General features: G+C 59.4%; 13 protein-coding genes. 4 read left to right on the top strand and 9 right to left on the bottom strand.

Features of this window, described 5'->3' with window-relative positions:
- Positions 1-18 precede the first annotated feature (18 nt).
- From WF513_RS03615 to WF513_RS03585, 7 genes are all read right to left on the bottom strand, one after another.
- Positions 19-1,131 carry an ABC transporter ATP-binding protein gene (locus tag WF513_RS03615; protein ID WP_339081536.1) on the bottom strand — a complete coding sequence of 371 codons (1,113 nt, stop codon included), beginning with the start codon at positions 1,129-1,131 and terminating at the stop codon, positions 19-21.
- A gap of 158 nt (positions 1,132-1,289) precedes the next feature.
- Positions 1,290-1,907, bottom strand: coding sequence for a response regulator transcription factor (locus WF513_RS03610; protein ID WP_339081534.1), 618 nt, complete (start codon positions 1,905-1,907; stop codon positions 1,290-1,292).
- A gap of 8 nt (positions 1,908-1,915) precedes the next feature.
- Positions 1,916-4,282 (bottom strand): PAS domain S-box protein, encoded by a 2,367-nt coding sequence (locus tag WF513_RS03605; protein ID WP_339083397.1) that lies wholly within the window; start codon positions 4,280-4,282, stop codon positions 1,916-1,918.
- A 213-nt stretch (positions 4,283-4,495) separates the two neighbouring features.
- Positions 4,496-5,239 carry an ABC transporter permease gene (locus WF513_RS03600; protein ID WP_339081532.1) on the bottom strand — a complete coding sequence of 248 codons (744 nt, stop codon included), beginning with the start codon at positions 5,237-5,239 and terminating at the stop codon, positions 4,496-4,498.
- Positions 5,232-6,209: an ABC transporter ATP-binding protein gene (locus WF513_RS03595; protein WP_339081530.1), complete on the bottom strand. Its 978-nt coding sequence runs from the start codon at positions 6,207-6,209 to the stop codon at positions 5,232-5,234. Before WF513_RS03595 ends, WF513_RS03600 begins: the two co-directional genes overlap by 8 nt.
- Positions 6,206-7,393, bottom strand: a complete 1,188-nt coding sequence (locus tag WF513_RS03590; RefSeq protein WP_339081528.1) for an ABC transporter permease — start codon at positions 7,391-7,393, stop codon at positions 6,206-6,208. Before WF513_RS03590 ends, WF513_RS03595 begins: the two co-directional genes overlap by 4 nt.
- A gap of 48 nt (positions 7,394-7,441) precedes the next feature.
- Complete coding sequence (locus WF513_RS03585; RefSeq protein ID WP_339081526.1) at positions 7,442-8,365, bottom strand: ABC transporter substrate-binding protein; 924 nt, start codon at positions 8,363-8,365, stop codon at positions 7,442-7,444.
- Positions 8,366-8,708: 343 nt separating this feature from the next.
- Here WF513_RS03585 and WF513_RS03580 point away from each other — a divergent pair, with 343 nt between their 5' ends.
- From WF513_RS03580 to WF513_RS03565, 4 genes are all read left to right on the top strand, one after another.
- A complete protein-coding gene (locus WF513_RS03580; protein ID WP_339081524.1) occupies positions 8,709-10,349 on the top strand; it encodes a VRR-NUC domain-containing protein in 1,641 nt (546 codons plus the stop codon).
- Entirely contained in the window at positions 10,346-12,619 is a 2,274-nt protein-coding gene (locus WF513_RS03575) for an ATP-dependent DNA helicase (protein ID WP_339081522.1), read from the top strand. The genes WF513_RS03580 and WF513_RS03575 overlap by 4 nt, the downstream gene beginning before the upstream one ends.
- Positions 12,620-13,073: 454 nt before the next feature.
- The gene (locus WF513_RS03570) at positions 13,074-14,195 is read left to right on the top strand and encodes an alkene reductase (protein WP_339081520.1); all 1,122 of its coding nucleotides are present in this window, start codon (positions 13,074-13,076) and stop codon (positions 14,193-14,195) included.
- 94 nt (positions 14,196-14,289) lie between these two features.
- Positions 14,290-14,595, top strand: a complete 306-nt coding sequence (locus WF513_RS03565; protein ID WP_339081518.1) for a helix-turn-helix transcriptional regulator — start codon at positions 14,290-14,292, stop codon at positions 14,593-14,595.
- A 39-nt stretch (positions 14,596-14,634) separates the two neighbouring features.
- Here WF513_RS03565 and mnmH read toward each other — a convergent pair whose 3' ends face one another.
- Positions 14,635-15,735, bottom strand: coding sequence for a tRNA 2-selenouridine(34) synthase MnmH (gene mnmH / locus WF513_RS03560; RefSeq protein WP_339081516.1), 1,101 nt, complete (start codon positions 15,733-15,735; stop codon positions 14,635-14,637).
- Positions 15,735-16,769 carry a selenide, water dikinase SelD gene (gene selD / locus WF513_RS03555; RefSeq protein WP_339081514.1) on the bottom strand — a complete coding sequence of 345 codons (1,035 nt, stop codon included), beginning with the start codon at positions 16,767-16,769 and terminating at the stop codon, positions 15,735-15,737. Before selD ends, mnmH begins: the two co-directional genes overlap by 1 nt.
- Positions 16,770-16,924: the final 155 nt, after the last annotated feature.

Below are 16,924 nucleotides of genomic sequence, written 5' to 3'. Positions count from 1 at the left end.
TGATTGAGTGAGTTGAACTCACTGTGTTTCGATCAGCGGGTCTAGGGCGCGCACATGCTCGACCTCCCAGCCTAGGGGTACGACATCGCCCACAGCCAAGGCCGAATCCAGCTCGGCAATCGGTTGTTTGACGAAGAAGTCACTCATGCCACACACCTCCAGACGGACCCGTACGTGGTCGCCGAGGTAAATGAATTCTGATACGCGGCCGGAAAAACGGTTCTGGCAGGACTCACTCGAACCATTCAGGCGAATGCGCTCCGGGCGCACCGACAGTGTCACCGGCTCGCCGGGCTGGCCCACATTCACCGCCAACGCTTCAACCTTCTCACCACGGGCCAACTCGACCGTGCAACGGTCACCGGTCTGGCTAAGCAGACGGCCATTGATCCGGTTGTTTTCACCAATAAAGTTGGCGACGAAGGTGTTGCACGGCTCTTCATAGAGGGTGCGGGGATCAGCAATTTGTTGGATTTCACCTTGGTGGAACACCGCCACGCGATCAGACATGGTCAAGGCTTCGCCTTGGTCGTGGGTGACGTAAACCACGGTGACGCCAAGGCGCTTGTGCAGGTGTTTGATTTCCATCTGCATATGTTCACGCAGTTGTTTGTCGAGGGCGCCGAGGGGTTCATCCATCAGCACCAACTGCGGCTCAAACACCAGCGCACGGGCCAAGGCCACGCGCTGCTGTTGGCCGCCTGACAACTGGCCGGGGTAGCGATTGCGAAAGCTGTCGAGCTGCACCATCGACAAGGCTTTTTTCACCCGCTCGGTGCTGTCGGTGCGTGACATACCCCGCACCGACAGCGGGAACGCCAGGTTTTCAGCCACGGTCATATGGGGAAACAGGGCGTAGTTCTGGAACACCATCCCGATGTCGCGCTTGTGCGGAGGGAGCTTGGTCAGCGAGCGGCCACCCAACTGGATATCGCCAGCAGTGGGGGTTTCGAAACCAGCCAGCATCATCAGGCTGGTAGTCTTTCCCGAACCAGAAGGACCGAGCAAGGTGAGAAACTCGCCCTTGCGTATATCCAGATTGAGATCTTTAACGATCAGGTTTTCGCCGTCGTAGCTCTTCTGAATGCCACGAAAGCTTACCAGCACGTCATTTTCCTGAGACCCGGTCATCGCCATACCCTTGTTATTGTCTGCACGCTGTTAGGTACAGAGAGTAGGCACGCTTTCAGGTTGGAAGAATCGGGCAGGATGACAACTGGTTATCAGGCTGTAGGACAATCTTTTGTAAGGATTGCCCTACAAAACGCAGGGCGCACCAGGCTGAGTACTTACATCAGTTTGTGATCAATGGCATAGCGCACCATGTCAGCCAATGAGGTCATGCCGAGCTTTTGCATCAGGCGGGCTTTGTGGGTGCTGACGGTTTTATTGCTGACGGCCAGGTGCTGGGCAATGTCATTCACGCCCTCACCGCGAACCAGCCGCTCAAACACCGAAAACTCCCGTTCAGATAATTGCGCATGCAGCGGCCTTGAATCGGTAAGGCCGACCTCAAACACCATGCGGTCGGCCAAGGCCGGGTCGATATAACGACCACCCGCCGCCACTTTGCGAATAGCGGTAATCAACAACGCCGGCTCGCTGTCTTTAGTGGCGTAACCCGCCGCCCCAACCTTGAGCGCGCGCGCCGCCATCTGCGCTTCATCATGCATGGACAACACCAAAATCGCCGGCGCATCCGCGAGGGCACGAATCCTTGGGATGGCCTCAAGCCCGTTGACTCCCGGCATGGAAATGTCCAACAGCACCACATCGCACGGCGTGCGCCGCAGGCATTCGAGTAACTGCTCGCCATTACCAGCCTCCCCCACTACAAGCAGGTCATGACACATACCGAGCAGGGTTTTTATGCCTTCGCGAACAATGGTGTGGTCTTCTGCGACCATGACTCGGATCACCGCAATTCCTCTTCACTCAAGGGCACGCGTGCGCACAGGGTTGTACCTTCGCCGCACTGGCTGTCAATGGTCAGGGTGCCGCCGAGCATCAAGATGCGTTCGCGCATCCCGACCACGCCAAATGACCTTACCGGTTTATCGCGGCTGATGGTGAAACCCTTGCCGTCATCACTGATGCACAAGCACAACTCAGCGTCGTGCAAACTCAAGGTCACGTGCACGCTGTGCGCGTCTGCGTGACGCATCACGTTGGTCAGGGCTTCTTGAAGAATGCGAAATAAACCGGTGGCTTTCGCGTCACTGAGTTGGGGTAAGTTGTCGGGCACCTCGACCAAACAGGTGAGGTGGCTGCGCGTCTCAAAGCGGCGCACTTGCCACTCGATGGCCGAGGCGATACCGGCATCCAGAATCGGCGGGCGCAGCGCCGTTGCCACATCGCGCACCAGCTGGAATAACTGCGCGATTAGCCGTTTAATCGTGTGCAGGTGTTCATCAAGCGCTGGCACTTGGCCGGCGCAGGCCAACTCGCACATGGCGGTTTCAAGCTTAAGTACCGTGAGTATTTGGCCCAATTCGTCGTGCACTTCGCGGGCAATGCGGGTTTTTTCTTCTTCACGCACGCTTTCTAAATGCTTGGACAGCTCACGCAACTGGCTGCGCGATTCAGCCAATTCCAGCTCAATGTGTTTATTCGCGGTGATGTCCCAGACCACGCCATCCCACACCACCCGTTGGTGGTCGAGGTGGCGCGCAGTGGCACGAATATCCGCCCAGCGTACGTCACCGTCACGTTTAATAATGCGCCCCTGCCAGAACCAATCACTGTCACGGGCCAGAGCGGCTTCCTGACTCAGGTTGTAACTGGCCAAGTCATCGGGGTGGACCAAGCTTCTGATGCCGCGATCAACACGCTGCAGCTCTTCAGCCGGATAACCGACTAATGCTTGGCTGACTGAGCTGATGTAGGCGAACACCACCGGCTGATCGATGACCGGCCGCTCCAGACGAAATACCAAGCCTGGGATATTGCCGGCGATGCCCTTAAAGCGCGCTTCACTTTCCTGCAGGGCGGCATTGCTGCGACGGCGCTCAGTTATATCGGTGAGGAACACCACTAGGTATTCAGCCTCGCGGAAACGCAAAAAACTCAACGAAATATTCACAGGCAACAAACACCCATCGGCCTGCACGCATTCGGTTTCAAAGCTCAGCAGGCCCTCTTCGCGGTTACGAACTTGTTTCCACAAACTCAACCAACGGTCCATGCTCAGGCTGGTTTCCAGCTCACGCAAGGGCCGCTCAACCAGCGCCCCTGAGGCATATCCGAGCATTGTCTCAGCGGCATGGTTGGCGTAGCGCACATGGCTGTCCCAATTAACCCAGAGAATACCTACGGTGCTGTGGTCGATAGAAAATTGGCTCAGGTGCAACGCCTGCTCGGCCACTTCGCGCAGGCTCAATTGCTGACGGCTATGCAGTAATTGGTTTTCCAATGAGCGCCGTTGCCGGCGCAAATGCACAGCAACAGCAGCTGTACCCAGCAGCGCAATAAACAGCAGCAGGGTCAAACTGCGCCAAAACGACAGGGAGTCACTGGCTTGTGGGTACTGTAACGGCAACCAACGCTCACGCAGTCGGTCAACCTCACCCACCGGCAGGGCGCGCAGAGCGTGCTCGATGATCTCTGCCAGCATGGGCTGATCGCGCCGACTGGCAATGCGCAGTAATTGCGGTAAGCCTAAATCACCGACAATGCTTAGCCCGGCAAATTGCGACTCACCCAGAAGCAGGCTAAGCCGCGCCTCATCAACTACGGCATAGCGAGCTTGGCGTTGTACTATTTTTTGCAAGGCGGCGCGCGCAGAGGGCACAGGCAGAATGTGCAGTTGGCTGTAGGTGCTGCGCAGGTATGTCTTGGCGGCACTGGGGGCGCGCACGGCAAATATTTCTGCGGTTTCGAGGTTATCAATGTCCACCCCACTGCCTGCTTGGCGCTCACCTACCAGCAAATGCGGCACGCGCATGTAGGGGTCAGAAAACAGCCATTGGCGCAGCCCAGCCGGCGATTGCTGCATACCGGGCACGAGGTCTAGCTCACCACGTTTTGCCGCAGCGTCTAACGCTGTGTAACTGGAAAAGCGCTGCCATTGCGGCTTAACACCCATGCTGCTCAACAGCAGGGTGATCAACTCGACGTTCGCTCCGGAAAGTGTTTGCAACCGCTGATCGTAACGGGCCCACGGCGCTTGCATAACCAGCCCCACACGCAGCGTTGGCTGTTGCGCGAGCCACGCTTGTTGTTCTTCCGTTAAAGCCAGCTGAGCACTAGTTCTGCCTGCTTTAGCATGGCCTAGGCTTGGCAACAGCACTGCCAGTGCCAAGGTGAGTAGCAGTGTGCACAAACGAGGCCGTAATCGATGCGCAGGTAATCGGCCCGGGATGCACCCATTCAGTCCGCTTGCGCTCATCGTGCTTTCGGGCGTTGCCATCATGGACGGTATCCATCTCTAATCGAGCGTGTGCAACTGCGACTGTCTAACCGTCTTTGTCGTCACAGCAACAGTGCTGGAGCTGACTCAGTGCGCCCAGTCTACGCGCCGAGCCAGGCGCTCAAAGCCCATGTCCACCACCACAGCCAGCATGCCCACAACAACCGCGCCTTGTAACACATAGGCGGTGTTGAAGCCGCTCAAACCGACGATGATGGGTGAACCTAGGGTTTTCGCGCCCACAGTGGAGGCAATGGCGGCGGTGCCAATATTGATAATGACTGAGGTGCGCACACCCGCCAACCACACGGGCATGGCCAGCGGAGCTTCGACTTGCCGCAACCGCTGCCACGCCGACAGGCCCATGCCGTTGGCGGCTTGCAGCACCGGAGTCGGTACGCCTTGTAAGCCACTGATGGTGCCTTGCACCACCGGCAGCAAGCCATACAGCGTTAGCGCGATCAAGGCGGGCAGTTCACCAAACCCCACCGCTGGCACCGCCAGTGCCAACACGGCGACGGGGGGCAGCGTTTGCCCCATGGACACCAGCGTTTCCAGCACCGGGCGAAAAGCACGCCCCGCCGGACGGGTTACCCAGACGCCTGCCAGCGTACCGACTGCAACTGCAGCCGCGCCCGACACGCCCACCAGCAACAGGTGTTGCCAAAGCAGTTGGGTGAACGGTTCTTGGCGGTAAACCGGGCGCTCTAACTGCGGGAACAAGCTGGCGAACAGCGGCTCGCTATGGGGCAGACCCACCACCAATGCGGCCAACAACAATGCGGCCAACAGCAGCTTGTCGCCCAACCAGGCGCAGCGCGGCTTAAGCATGCTGCGTGCCTATCAGCGGCGCGTCATTATGCGCGCGGCTAAACAGGTCAGCGGCGTGCAGCACCCCCGCGTGCGCGCCTGTTTCATCCAGCAGATTAAGGGTGTTGCAGCCGTGCTGCGCCAGCGTCGAAACCGCCTCGCGCAGGCTGGCGCTAGCGGCCAAGCTCGGCCCGCTATGGGGCGCTTGCGCCCGCGCCAGACTGCCCGCGCGCTGCAGCGAAAGCAGCTTAATACCGACATCGCTACGGCCAATAAAGTCGGCCACTTGGTCATTGGCGGGATTGCTCAGCAGCGCCAGCGGCGAGCCGACTTGCACAATACGGCCCTGCTCCAGCAGCACAATTTGCGTGCCTAAGTGCAGGGCCTCGTCGATGTCGTGGGTGACCATAACGATGGTCTTGCCCGAGGTCTGGTGAATACGCTTGACCTCATCCTGCAGGGCCGTGCGGATCAGCGGGTCCAGCGCGGCAAAGGGCTCGTCCATCAGCAGCACTTCCGGGTCGCCCGCCAATGCACGCGCCACCCCTACGCGTTGCTGCTGGCCACCCGATAATTGGTGCGGGTAGCGTGGGCCGTAAGTGGCCGGGTCCAGATCAAACAGGCTTAACAACTCAGTCACGCGAGCGGCTATGCGCTGCGGCGACCAGCCGAGCATGCTCGGCACCACGCCAATATTGCGCGCCACTGTCCAGTGCGGAAACAACCCCACCGACTGAATGACATAGCCCATGCGCAGGCGCAGTTGACGCACCGGCACCTGCGCAATGTCTTGGCCGTCGAGCTTGACGCTGCCGGCATCAGGCTGCTCCATGCGGTTGATCATTTTCAGCAAGGTGGACTTGCCCGACCCCGAAGCACCAATCAACACCACCAACTCACCCCGACCAATGCGCAGACTGACATCGTCCAGCGCTTTGGCTGCATCAGGCGTTTGGCCGTAGGTTTTACCAACGTTGTTAAATTCGATCACGGCGCTAACTCTCTATGAGCGGTGGCTGAGCGAGTCTGGCCGATCAGCAGTTTGAACAGGCCGTCTACCAGTATCCCCAGTGCGACGATGGGCACGACGCCGAGCAGCACTAAATCTTGAGCGCTGCTAAACAAACCTTCAAACATCAAGCTGCCCAGCCCACCGGCACCAATCAGCGCGGTCACCGCCGCCAAGCCCACCGCCTGAATACTGGCAACGCGCACACCGCTCAACACCACAGGCAGCGCCAACGGCACCTGCGCCTGCCAAAACAATTGCGCCGGTGTAAAACCCAAACCTTGCGCCGCTTGAGTGACGGCTGAGGGCACCTGCGCCAGCCCAGCTAACGTGCCGCGCACCACTGGCAGCAAGCTGTACAAGGTCAACGCTAAAACCCCAGGTGCCAGGCCCACGCCACTGATACCCGCACGACCCAGCACCGGCCAGCTCACCGCCAGCCACGCCAGTGGCGCCATCAGCAGACCAAACAGGGCAATCGAGGGAATGGTTTGGATGATATTGAGCAGCGGGAACATCACCCGCCCGACTCGCCCATAACGGTGCGTGGCCCACCCCAGCGGCAGGCCAATGGCTAAGGTAAAGAGCAGGGCCAAGGCGACGATCTGGCAATGCCGTGCGATCAGGCCCCAGTACTCATCGCGGCGGTTGGCGTACTCCTTGATGATCGACAACTCATCGGCGCCGCCGCTGGCGAGCAAAAACACTAACGGTAGCAAAACCGTCATGGCCACACCCACGCGCGCCGCCCTGCCCGCGCACAATGTTTGCAGCGCGTCGGCCAGCACTAGACCCAGCAGCAACCAGACCAGCCAAAGGCCACTGCCCAACGCGGTGCGGGCAAACGGCGCACTCGCCTGCACCACGTGAGCGGCGTGGTTGGCCGCCAGAACGCCAAGCCCCACCGCTAAAAGTGTTGCCGCCGCGACGATCAGCCACAAATAGAGGCGCTTTGGCGGTGCCAGCGAAAGCACCAACAGCCCAGCCAGAAGCACCGCCGCCGCCCACACCGGCCCGTGCAACAAAGCGAAGAATGAAACGGCCTCACCGGATACCAGGCGATTGGGCGCCACCCGCACCAGCGGCAGCGCCCATAAAGCCGCCACTGCCAACAACGTGAGGGCGGCTTGCGCCGTTTGCCAACGCGGCTGGGCCGCTAAGCTCATGGCGCTAACCACCGCAGTTGCCGCTGCAGCGCGATGCTGTCTGCGAGCTTATTGCAGCAGCCCTTTGGCCTTGAGAAAGTCTGCGGCAACCTTCTTGGCGTCCTGGCCTTCAAGTTGAATTTTGGCATTCAGGCGTTGCAGCGTGGGGCCATCCAGCAGGGCGAATACCGGCGCCAGCGCCTCGGCGATTTCTGGCTGCTGCTTGAGTGCGTCTTCGCGAACAATCGGCGCCGGCGCGTAGATAGGTTGCACGCCTTTGGGGTCATCCAGAATCACCAAGCCCAAGGCCGCGACAGCGCCATCTGTGCCATAGGCCATGGCCGCATTAACGCCAGAGGTTTGCTCACCGGCCGCACGAATCGTCACCGCCGTATCGCCACCGGCCAGCGTCAGCAGTTGGTCGGGCTTGAGGGTGAAGTTATAGGCCGTTTGGAAGGCCGGCAGCGCGTCCGAGCGCTCGACAAACTCAGCCGAGGCCGCCAACTTGAACTGCCCGCCTGTGCCCAGCCACTGGCTCAGGTCATCCAGCGTTTTCAGCTGGTTAGGGGTGGCGACATCTTGGCGAATGGCAATCGCCCAGGTGTTGTTGGCCGGCGAGGGGGTCAACCAAACAATGTTGTTTTGCGCATAGTCCAGCGCCTTAACGCGCTCGTAGCCGGCTTTTGCGTCTTTCCACACGGGGTTGGACTCTTCGCCAAACATAAAGGCGCCGTTGCCGGTGTACTCCGGGTAGAGGTCAATCTCACCGGCTATTAGGGCGCCGCGCATCACCTTGGTGTTACCCAAGCCTGACTTGTTCTCGGTTTTGATGCCGCGGGCTTCAAGCGCCAGCACGATCATATTGCCCAGCAACTTGCCTTCGGTGTCGATTTTGGAGCCTACCCGCACCGGGGCATCCGCTTGAGCGAAAGCGCTGCCTGCGGCCAGTAAGCCGGCCAAAAGCAGAGCCGAACTGCGCTGTATAAATGTCATGGTGAGACTCCTTAAAGCAAAAAACGGTGGCACTTGAAAGCCTAGCTAGCAAAAGCTCGCGGGCAATAACTCGACCATCAAGCACAGGGTAAATTCCAATCAGAGGCTGCCCAGGCGCCGGCCTAACGGCGACTGCGCGCAGTTTAGGTCTAATCAGCCAGCTCATGACCTTGTCATATTTTTTACTTAACGGGCTAACGATATTGCTGACAGCATGAGCACTGGGCCAGGCTGCAGCGCCATCACCCAAGCACGCCGACTGATTAGGCCACACCCAACACTGCAGTTGCTCCCAAGCGCTACAACACGGACAATCCTGTACAAGAATACAGTGATAACCGCCATGCCTGCCCCGCTTCCCCCCGAGCTGTACTACCTGAGCAACTTCCGCACTGCACTCGTTTGGGTCGGTGGGCGCTACGCCGACCTGCTGACAACTGAGGAGCAGGCCTTTATTGCAACCTTCCAGCAGCTGCAGTGGCCATCCCAAGCAATATTAGTGCGGATGATCATGCGGCGCGGCAGTCACTTTCGCCTGAGCAAGCTCGACTACCCGGAAATCGGCGATTGCCTAAAGGCGGCTCAGCCTGCGCTTGAACTCGGCTGGCTGAGCGACGATACCGCGCTGACGACGTCGGAGATTGCCGACTTGTTGCGCAAAGATGAGCTGTTGGCGCACCTGCCCCTTGCCGACAAACGCGCCGCCCAAAAGAAAACTGAATTGGTCGAGCAATTGCTGACGCAAGACTTGCCGGCTCAGTCCTTTGCGAGCTGGTGCCCGGTACTGGAAGATCAACTGTTGAGCCTGCAGGTGGGCGAGCTGTGCGACCGTCTGCGCCTGATGTTTTTCGGCAATCTGGCTCAGGACTGGTCGGAGTTTGTCTTGGCGGATCTGGGCATCTTTCGCTACGAGGCGGTCGATATCAGCCCGCAGTCACGGGGCTTTCAAAGCCGCCAAGACATTGATGACTACCTGCATGTGCGCGGGCTGCGGGTGCGCTTCGAGGAGGGCGACGCCGTTGAGACGATTGTGCCGGCACTGTTGGCCTTCTCATCGAGCAACCCTTACCTGTGCGGCCGCCAATCGCGGTTGTTGTTTCAAATCGCTCAACACGAGGAAAAGCGTGGCGAGCTGGAATCAGCCTTGAGGCTTTATCAGCGCAGCACTCACGGCCAGGCGCGCTGGCGGCAGATTCGTGTATTGGAATCGCTAAACCGTTACACCGAGGCTTATGAGCAGGCCAGCAGCTTTAGCCAACAACCTGGCAGCGATGAAGAGCGCCAGCGCCTTGAACGCGCCCTCACCCGCCTGGGCCGCAAGCTGGGCAGGCCGGTGCCGAAACAGCCCAAGGTGACGAGCGAGTCACGCCTTGAAGTAGCCTTAGCCGTGCCGGAGCGCGGCGGTGTAGAAATTGCCGTGCGCAACCACCTGCACAGCGATGACGCACCGGTGCATTACCTGGAAAACACCTTGCTCTGCAGCCTGTTCGGCCTGCTGTGTTGGGATGCCATCTTCGCGCCGCTGCCCGGGGCGTTTTTTCACCCCTTCCATACAGGCCCGGTAGACCTTTATAGCCCCGAGTTCTATCCCCGCCGGCACCTGCTGTTCGAGCAATGCCTGGCGCGCCTTGAGCGCCCTGACTACCCGCAGCTGATGCTTGAACGATACCGCGAGAAAAACGGCATCCAGTCACCCTTTGTAGTCTGGGCACTGCTTGATGAACCGCTGTTGCAGATGGCGCTGCAGTGCATCCCAGCGCAGGATTTGCGGGCGTGTTTCAGCCGCATGCTGCAAGACCTCAAAGCCAATCGTGCCGGCATGCCTGACCTGATCCAGTTTTACCCGCAGCAGCAACGCTACCGCATGATCGAAGTAAAAGGCCCCGGCGACCGCCTGCAAGACAACCAGAAACGCTGGCTGGCGTTCGCCGCGCAGCACGGTATTGCCGTCGACGTGTGTTACGTAAGCTGGCTGGCGGCATGAGTTATCGGGTGGCAGTGCGCGCGCTGTGTGAGTTCACCGCCAAACAAGGCGACCTTGACCTGCGCTTCACGCCATCGCCCACCGCGCAGGAAGGCATGGCCGGGCACCAGACCGTGGTCGGTCGCCGGGGCGATCACTACCTGGCCGAGTTACCGCTCAGCGGGACCTACCAAACGCTGCTGGTCAGTGGCCGCGCCGACGGTTATGACCCCCTGGCCAATCGCTTAGAAGAGATCAAGACCCACCGCGGCGACATCAGCCGCATCCCGGCCAATCATCGGCTGCTGCATTGGGCGCAGCTCAAGGTGTATGGCTGGCTGCTCTGCCAACAGTTCAACCTGCAGAAGGTTGAGCTGGCGGTGGTGTATTTCGACGTGATGAGCCACGCCGAGCATGCCTTTGTCGAAGAACACCGCGCCGATGAACTGCACGCCTTCTTCGCGCAACAGTGCCAGCACTTTTTGAGCTGGGCGCTGCAGGAGCAAGCCCACCGCAAACGGCGTGACCGCTACCTAGAGACCTTGAGTTTCCCCTACCCGAGCTTCCGGCACGGGCAACGGCAACTGGCCGAAGCGGTGTATCGCAGCGCCCGCGATGGTCATACCTTGCTGGCGCAAGCCACCACGGGCATTGGTAAAACACTGGGCACGCTGTTCCCGCAGCTCAAAGCGATGCCCGGTCAGCAACTGGATCGCTTGTTCTTTCTCACCGCCAAAACCCCCGGTCGGCGTTTAGCCCTAGACGCCCTGCACAGCCTGCGCGAGCAAGCGCAAGGCTCGCCGCTACGGGTGCTGGAACATGTCGCCCGTGATAAGGCGTGTGAGCACCCGGACAAAAGCTGCCATGGCGAATCTTGCCCGCTGGCCAAAGGCTTTTATGACCGTCTGCCCGCCGCGCGTTTAGCGGCCCTTGAACAAAGCTGGCTGACCCATGAGCAGGTACGGCGCATCGCTCTTCAGCATCAGGTGTGCCCCTACTACCTGAGCCAGGAGCTGTGCCGCTGGGCTGATGTGGTGGTGGGCGACTACAACTATTACTTCGACATGAACGCCCTGCTCTATGGCCTGACGCTGCTCAACGAGTGGCGCGTCGCGGTGCTGGTGGACGAGGCACACAACTTGGTCGACCGGGCGCGCGGCATGTACACCGCCGAGCTGGATCAAGGGCTGTTCCACCAGCTCTGCCAACACGCACCCGCGGGGTTGCGCAGCGCATTGCAACGGGTCAGCCGGCACTGGGAGCAACTCAATCGGGTGCAAACAGGGGATTACCAGATTTATCCGCTGGTGCCCGAGCTGTTCGTCGCCACCCTGCAAAAAGCCGTCAGCGCGATCACCGATCACCTGAGCGAACAGCCAAACGGCAACGACCGCATCCTGCTGCAGTTCTATCTGGCGGCCATGCTGTTCTGCCGTTTGAGTGAGGCCTATGGCCCGCACTCGTTGTTCGACATCACCCGGCAAACCCAGCAGGCGCTGAGCATCGACACCACCCTGTGCGTGCGCAACGTGGTGCCCGCGCCGTTTATCGCCAGTCGCTTCAGCGATGCGCATAGCACCACATTGTTTTCGGCCACGTTACGGCCGGATAACTACTACCGCGACCTGCTTGGCCTGCCGCCAGAAGCACAATGGATTGATGTGGCCTCGCCCTTCGCCGCCGAACAACTTAGCGTGCGCGTGGTGAGTAACTTATCGACCCGCTACCAACATCGTGAATCCAGCCTGGCGCCGATTTGCCGGCTGATGGCCGAGCAATACCAGCGCGAGCCGGGTAACTACCTCGCGTTCTTCAGCAGCTACGCCTACCTGGAACAGGTGCGCGAGTTATTCGCCGCGTTGCAGCCCGAGATCCCCACCAGCGTGCAAACCCGCAGCATGAACGAGGGCGAGCGTCAGGGCTTTCTCGACAGCTTCACCCTGCACTCTGAGGGGATTGGTTTTGCCGTTCTCGGCGGCGCTTTTGGTGAAGGCATCGACCTGCCCGGCAAACGCTTAATCGGCGCCTTTATCGCCACCCTCGGGCTGCCGCAAATCAACCAGGTTAATGAAGAGGTCAAAGCACGCATGCAGCAAATGTTCGGTGCCGAAAACGGCTACGACTATGCGTACCTCTACCCTGGCATACAAAAAGTGGTGCAAGCCGCAGGGCGGGTGATCCGCACCACAGACGATCAGGGCGTGGTGTACCTGCTGGATGACCGCTTCGGCCAGAGCAAAATCAAAGACCTGCTGCCAACATGGTGGAAGGTTGAGTCTTACCGGCTGTGAGAACGGATGGCCGCTTTAGCCGGTCGGCCTCCTAACACGCTTAATGCGCGGCCACATCAAAGCCCAACGGCATGTGCCAACCACAGGGCTTATACCGGCCAGTAGACACGCCGCCTCGCCTGCTGTGCATTGCACTGCACTGCACTGCATATAAATTTATATATAGACAAATCTCAATATCGCGAATAGTCTTGCCGTCTGTTTACGCAGTAGCAATGCATGGTTACTGGCCAAGCACGCCTGCCAGCGGAGTGCGCGAAGGCCATTGCAACCCTTCAGCTACCGCGCTTGGGTGCCTGACTTGGCGCGTTACAGCGAGTTAGGCCTAGCCTGCAACTAAGCGTGCACCTCTACCTTAGTAAACACCCAGCCAAACGGTGCTGAGCCTGACCCATTGCCAATCGCCAATCGCCAACTCAATACATTCATAAATCTAGATATCGAGGTATTAACAATGAAAGATTCTGTTCTGTTTCACACCACTGAGCTGGGCCCCTACCGCCTTAAAAGCCGTATCGTGTTGCCGCCGCTGACCCGCTCGCGCAGTTCGCAGCCTGGCAATATCGCCAATAACTTGATGGCCACCTACTACCAACAACGTGCCGGTGCCGGCTTTATGGTCACCGAGGGCACGCAGATCGAGCCGCGTGGCCAAGGCTATGCATGGACACCGGGCATCCACAGCCCTGAGCAAATCGAAGGTTGGCGCACTATGACCGACGCTGTGCATGCACAAGGCGGGGTGATTTTCGCTCAGCTGTGGCACGTAGGCCGGGTTTCTCACACCTCATTGCAACCGGACGGCGGTGCGCCGGTAGCGCCGTCTGCAATTGCCGCCGACAACGTCAGCGTGTTTATCGAAACCGGCCCAGGCGCGGGTGCCTTGGCTGCACCTTCAGCGCCGCGCGCGCTGAGCACCGCGGAGGTCAAAGACATTGTGCAACTGTATGCCCAAGCGGCGCGCAATGCGCTTGCGGCGGGCTTCGACGGGGTTGAAATTCACTGCGCTAATGGTTATTTGGTGAACCAGTTTATTTCAGCCCACAGCAACCACCGTGAGGATGAATACGGCGGCTCCCTGCAAAACCGTCTGCGTTTTCTGCGCGAAGTGACTACGGCGGTGGCCGAGGTGGTGGGTAAAGAGCGCCTGGGTGTACGTTTTGCACCGCTGTTTGCCAGCACCGACGAAGACCGCGTTTATCTCGGTCTGGTGGAAGAAAACCCGCACGAAACCTACCTCGAGGCCGTCAAGGTGCTGCAAGAAATCGGCATTGCCTACCTCTCGATTGCAGAAGCCGACTGGGACAGCGCACTGGAACTGCCGGACAGCTTTCGCAGCGCCGTACGGTCAGCCTTCAGCGGTAAAATTATTTACGCGGGCAAATACACCGCCGAGCGGGGGATTCGCGTGATTGAGGCCGGCTGGGGCGACTTGGTTGCATTCGGTCGGCCATTTATTGCCAACCCTGATTTGCCAGCACGGATTGCCAATAATTGGCCGCTGAACCTTGCCGACCCCAGCAGCATGTACGGCGGCACGGCCAAAGGTTACACCGACTACCCAACCTACGAATAACCGATCGCCCACGCACGGTGTTCGGCCTTAACGCCGGCACCGTGTGTTTAAACTCGATAAATTGTAATATCGAGAAAACTAGGTATCGGAAGTTATGAACATAGACGTCAGCGAAGCACTTAAGGCCCTGGACAACCCCACCCGCTTGGCGATCTTGAATTGGTTGAAAGACCCGCGAACGCATTTCCCCGAGCAAGAGATCGACCCTGAAGATGTTGGTGTGTGTGTCAGCATCATTCAGAAGCGCGTAGGTTTGTCGCAGTCCACCGTTTCGCTGTACTTGTCGGCGCTGCAGCGCGCGCAGTTGGTGACGTCCCAGCGCATTGGCCCGTGGACGTACTACAAACGCCATGAACAAAATATCTCAGCGTTTATTGCGGCCCTTAACGCACGTATTTAACGCCCACTAAACGGCACACAGCGCATTCTGCGCGCCAGTTTAGCGCTTGGCTTGTCGCTCTTTTAGGTAGGCAACCACCGCCGCCTGCTCACCGGCAAACTCGATGCGTGGGCGTTTGTTTTCACGCTGAAAGTCGTACATCGGGTCGTAATATTCACGCAGCAACCCTTCGATCCAGCCACGGTGCAGGTCAACTTGACCGCTGCGCTGCTGCTCAGCTAACGCCGCCTGCATGCTCGCTAACAAGCGCTGGTAACGCTCACCACCTAAGCGCTTTTGGATATTGCCCAAGCTTTGCAGCAAGCGTTCAGCAAATAAAAGTACGCCATTCTCGGCGCCGTGCACGCTGATAAATTCGGCGCACAGGTGGGTCACATAATCACTGAGGATGCGCTCAACGCGCCCCTCGAAGCTGTCTTCCAGCCACACCAGCGGGTAATCCTGCATGCCCTTATACAGCTCCAGCGGCAGTGAGCAGATGCCAACCAAACGGCTTTCATCTTCCAGCACAAACTGCTGAGTGCCGGCCGCGCGCTGCTTCAGGATGTCGATGGCCAGGCGGTTCTCAAAATCGATTTGCCCGGGCTGAACGGTGGCCCGTTTGCCAAAGCTGGAGCCACGGTGGTTGGCGTGGCCTTCCAGATCAAGGCTGTTGCTCAACTGGCTGATCACTTCAGTTTTACCCGTGCCGGTCATGCCGCCGACGATAACAAACGCGCACTCAGTAACAGCTTGCTGGGTGGTTTCCAGCAAAAAGCTGCGCATTGCCTTATACCCACCCAGCACCCGTGGGTAGTCGATACCCGCCTCCTTGAGCCACTGCTGGGTGATCTGCGAGCGTAAGCCGCCGCGAAAGCAGTACAGATAACCCTCGGGGTTGGCCTGAGCGAAAGCCCGCCACGCCGCGACGCGCGCATCTTTAACCGCGCCACTGACCAGCTGCTGACCCTGCGCGATGGCGGCATCTTGGCCGTTTTGTTTGTAGCAGGTGCCGACTTTTTGCCGCTCTACGTCGTTCATTAACGGCAGGTTGAGTACGCCCGGGAAGGCGCCTTTGGCAAACTCTACCGGGGCGCGGGCATCCATCATCGGCCGATCATTAAGAAAAATATCGCGGTAATCACTGCTGTTGCCGCGCATCAAAGCACCTCAACCGCAAAGGTTTGTCGCGCAACCAGCTGACCAATGGGCGCCAAGTGCAAACCCAACTCGGCGGCGACCGCCAGGAACTCGGCCTCACCTTGCGGAGTAACCGCCACCAATAAGCCGCCGCTGGTTTGCGGGTCGCAGAGCAGGTCGCGCTGCGCCTCGCTGATGGGCGCGATTTTCTCGCCGTAACTGTCAAAATTGCGCAACGTGCCACCGGGTACGCAGCCTTGCGTCAGGTAGTAGTCCACCCCTGGCAGGCGCGGTACGGCAGCGTACTCGAGCTGCGCAGTGAGCCCGGCGCCGTCGGCCATTTCCACCAAGTGGCCGAGCAGACCAAAGCCGGTGACATCGGTCATCGCGGTCACACCCGCGAGCTTGCCGAAATGGCTACCGGGCTTGTTTAGGGTGCACATCCACTTGCAGGCCAAGCCAACATCCTCGGGGCGCAGCAGGGCTTTTTTCTCAGCCGTGGTGAGAATGCCGATGCCCAGCGGCTTGCTTAGGTATAGCCGGCAGCCGGCGGTGCCCGTGTCGTTGCGCTTCATGTGGCGTTTATTCACCACGCCGGTGACGGCCAACCCGAAGATCGGCTCGGGCGCATCGATAGAGTGGCCACCGGCCAATGGAATACCGGCTTCATCACACACTGCGCGGCCGCCGCGAATCACTTCACGGGCCACTTCCGGCGCCAGCAGGTTAACCGGCCAGCCGAGGATAGCGATGGCCATCAGCGGGTCGCCGCCCATGGCGTAGATATCACTGATGGCGTTGGTGGCGGCGATGCGGCCAAAGTCATAAGGGTCATCAACGATGGGCATAAAGAAGTCGGTCGTCGAAACCACGCCGCGCTCGTCGTCAATGGCATACACCGCCGCATCGTCACGTGAGGCGTTGCCGACCCACAACTTGGGGTCGAGGTGTTGTGCGCCGCTGCCGGCGAGAATCACGTCCAACACCTTGGGGGAAATCTTGCAGCCACAGCCTGCGCCGTGGCTGTACTGGGTCAGACGGATAGGCTCGCTCATCGGTAAGGCTCTCGGCAAATCAAAAAACAGGCGAGGATTCTAGCAAAACTAGCCTTTGCCGCCGCGCTCCCTATAATCGCGCCACGTCGATAGCCTTGACGACATCCAGTCAGCCCCGTTGCTGCGCTGTTACTTCGAACCTTTTCCGCTATTGA

This window comes from Pseudomonas sp. TMP9 (assembly GCF_037943105.1).
Lineage (GTDB): Bacteria > Pseudomonadota > Gammaproteobacteria > Pseudomonadales > Pseudomonadaceae > Aquipseudomonas.
This window is presented reverse-complemented; position numbering and strand designations above follow the sequence as displayed.

Excerpts from the sequence above, each read along its gene's own strand:
- WF513_RS03570 (WP_339081520.1), top strand. The coding sequence starts at position 13,074 with ATGAAAGATTCTGTTCTGTTTCACACCACTGAGCTGGGCCCCTACCGC.
- WF513_RS03600 (WP_339081532.1), bottom strand. The coding sequence starts at position 5,239 with ATGCTTAAGCCGCGCTGCGCCTGGTTGGGCGACAAGCTGCTGTTGGCC.
- WF513_RS03585 (WP_339081526.1), bottom strand. The coding sequence starts at position 8,365 with ATGACATTTATACAGCGCAGTTCGGCTCTGCTTTTGGCCGGCTTACTG.
- WF513_RS03590 (WP_339081528.1), bottom strand. The coding sequence starts at position 7,393 with ATGAGCTTAGCGGCCCAGCCGCGTTGGCAAACGGCGCAAGCCGCCCTC.
- WF513_RS03565 (WP_339081518.1), top strand. The coding sequence starts at position 14,290 with ATGAACATAGACGTCAGCGAAGCACTTAAGGCCCTGGACAACCCCACC.
- WF513_RS03575 (WP_339081522.1), top strand. The coding sequence starts at position 10,346 with ATGAGTTATCGGGTGGCAGTGCGCGCGCTGTGTGAGTTCACCGCCAAA.
- mnmH (WP_339081516.1), bottom strand. The coding sequence starts at position 15,735 with ATGCGCGGCAACAGCAGTGATTACCGCGATATTTTTCTTAATGATCGG.
- selD (WP_339081514.1), bottom strand. The coding sequence starts at position 16,769 with ATGAGCGAGCCTATCCGTCTGACCCAGTACAGCCACGGCGCAGGCTGT.
- WF513_RS03615 (WP_339081536.1), bottom strand. The coding sequence starts at position 1,131 with ATGACCGGGTCTCAGGAAAATGACGTGCTGGTAAGCTTTCGTGGCATT.
- WF513_RS03610 (WP_339081534.1), bottom strand. The coding sequence starts at position 1,907 with ATGGTCGCAGAAGACCACACCATTGTTCGCGAAGGCATAAAAACCCTG.
- WF513_RS03580 (WP_339081524.1), top strand. The coding sequence starts at position 8,709 with ATGCCTGCCCCGCTTCCCCCCGAGCTGTACTACCTGAGCAACTTCCGC.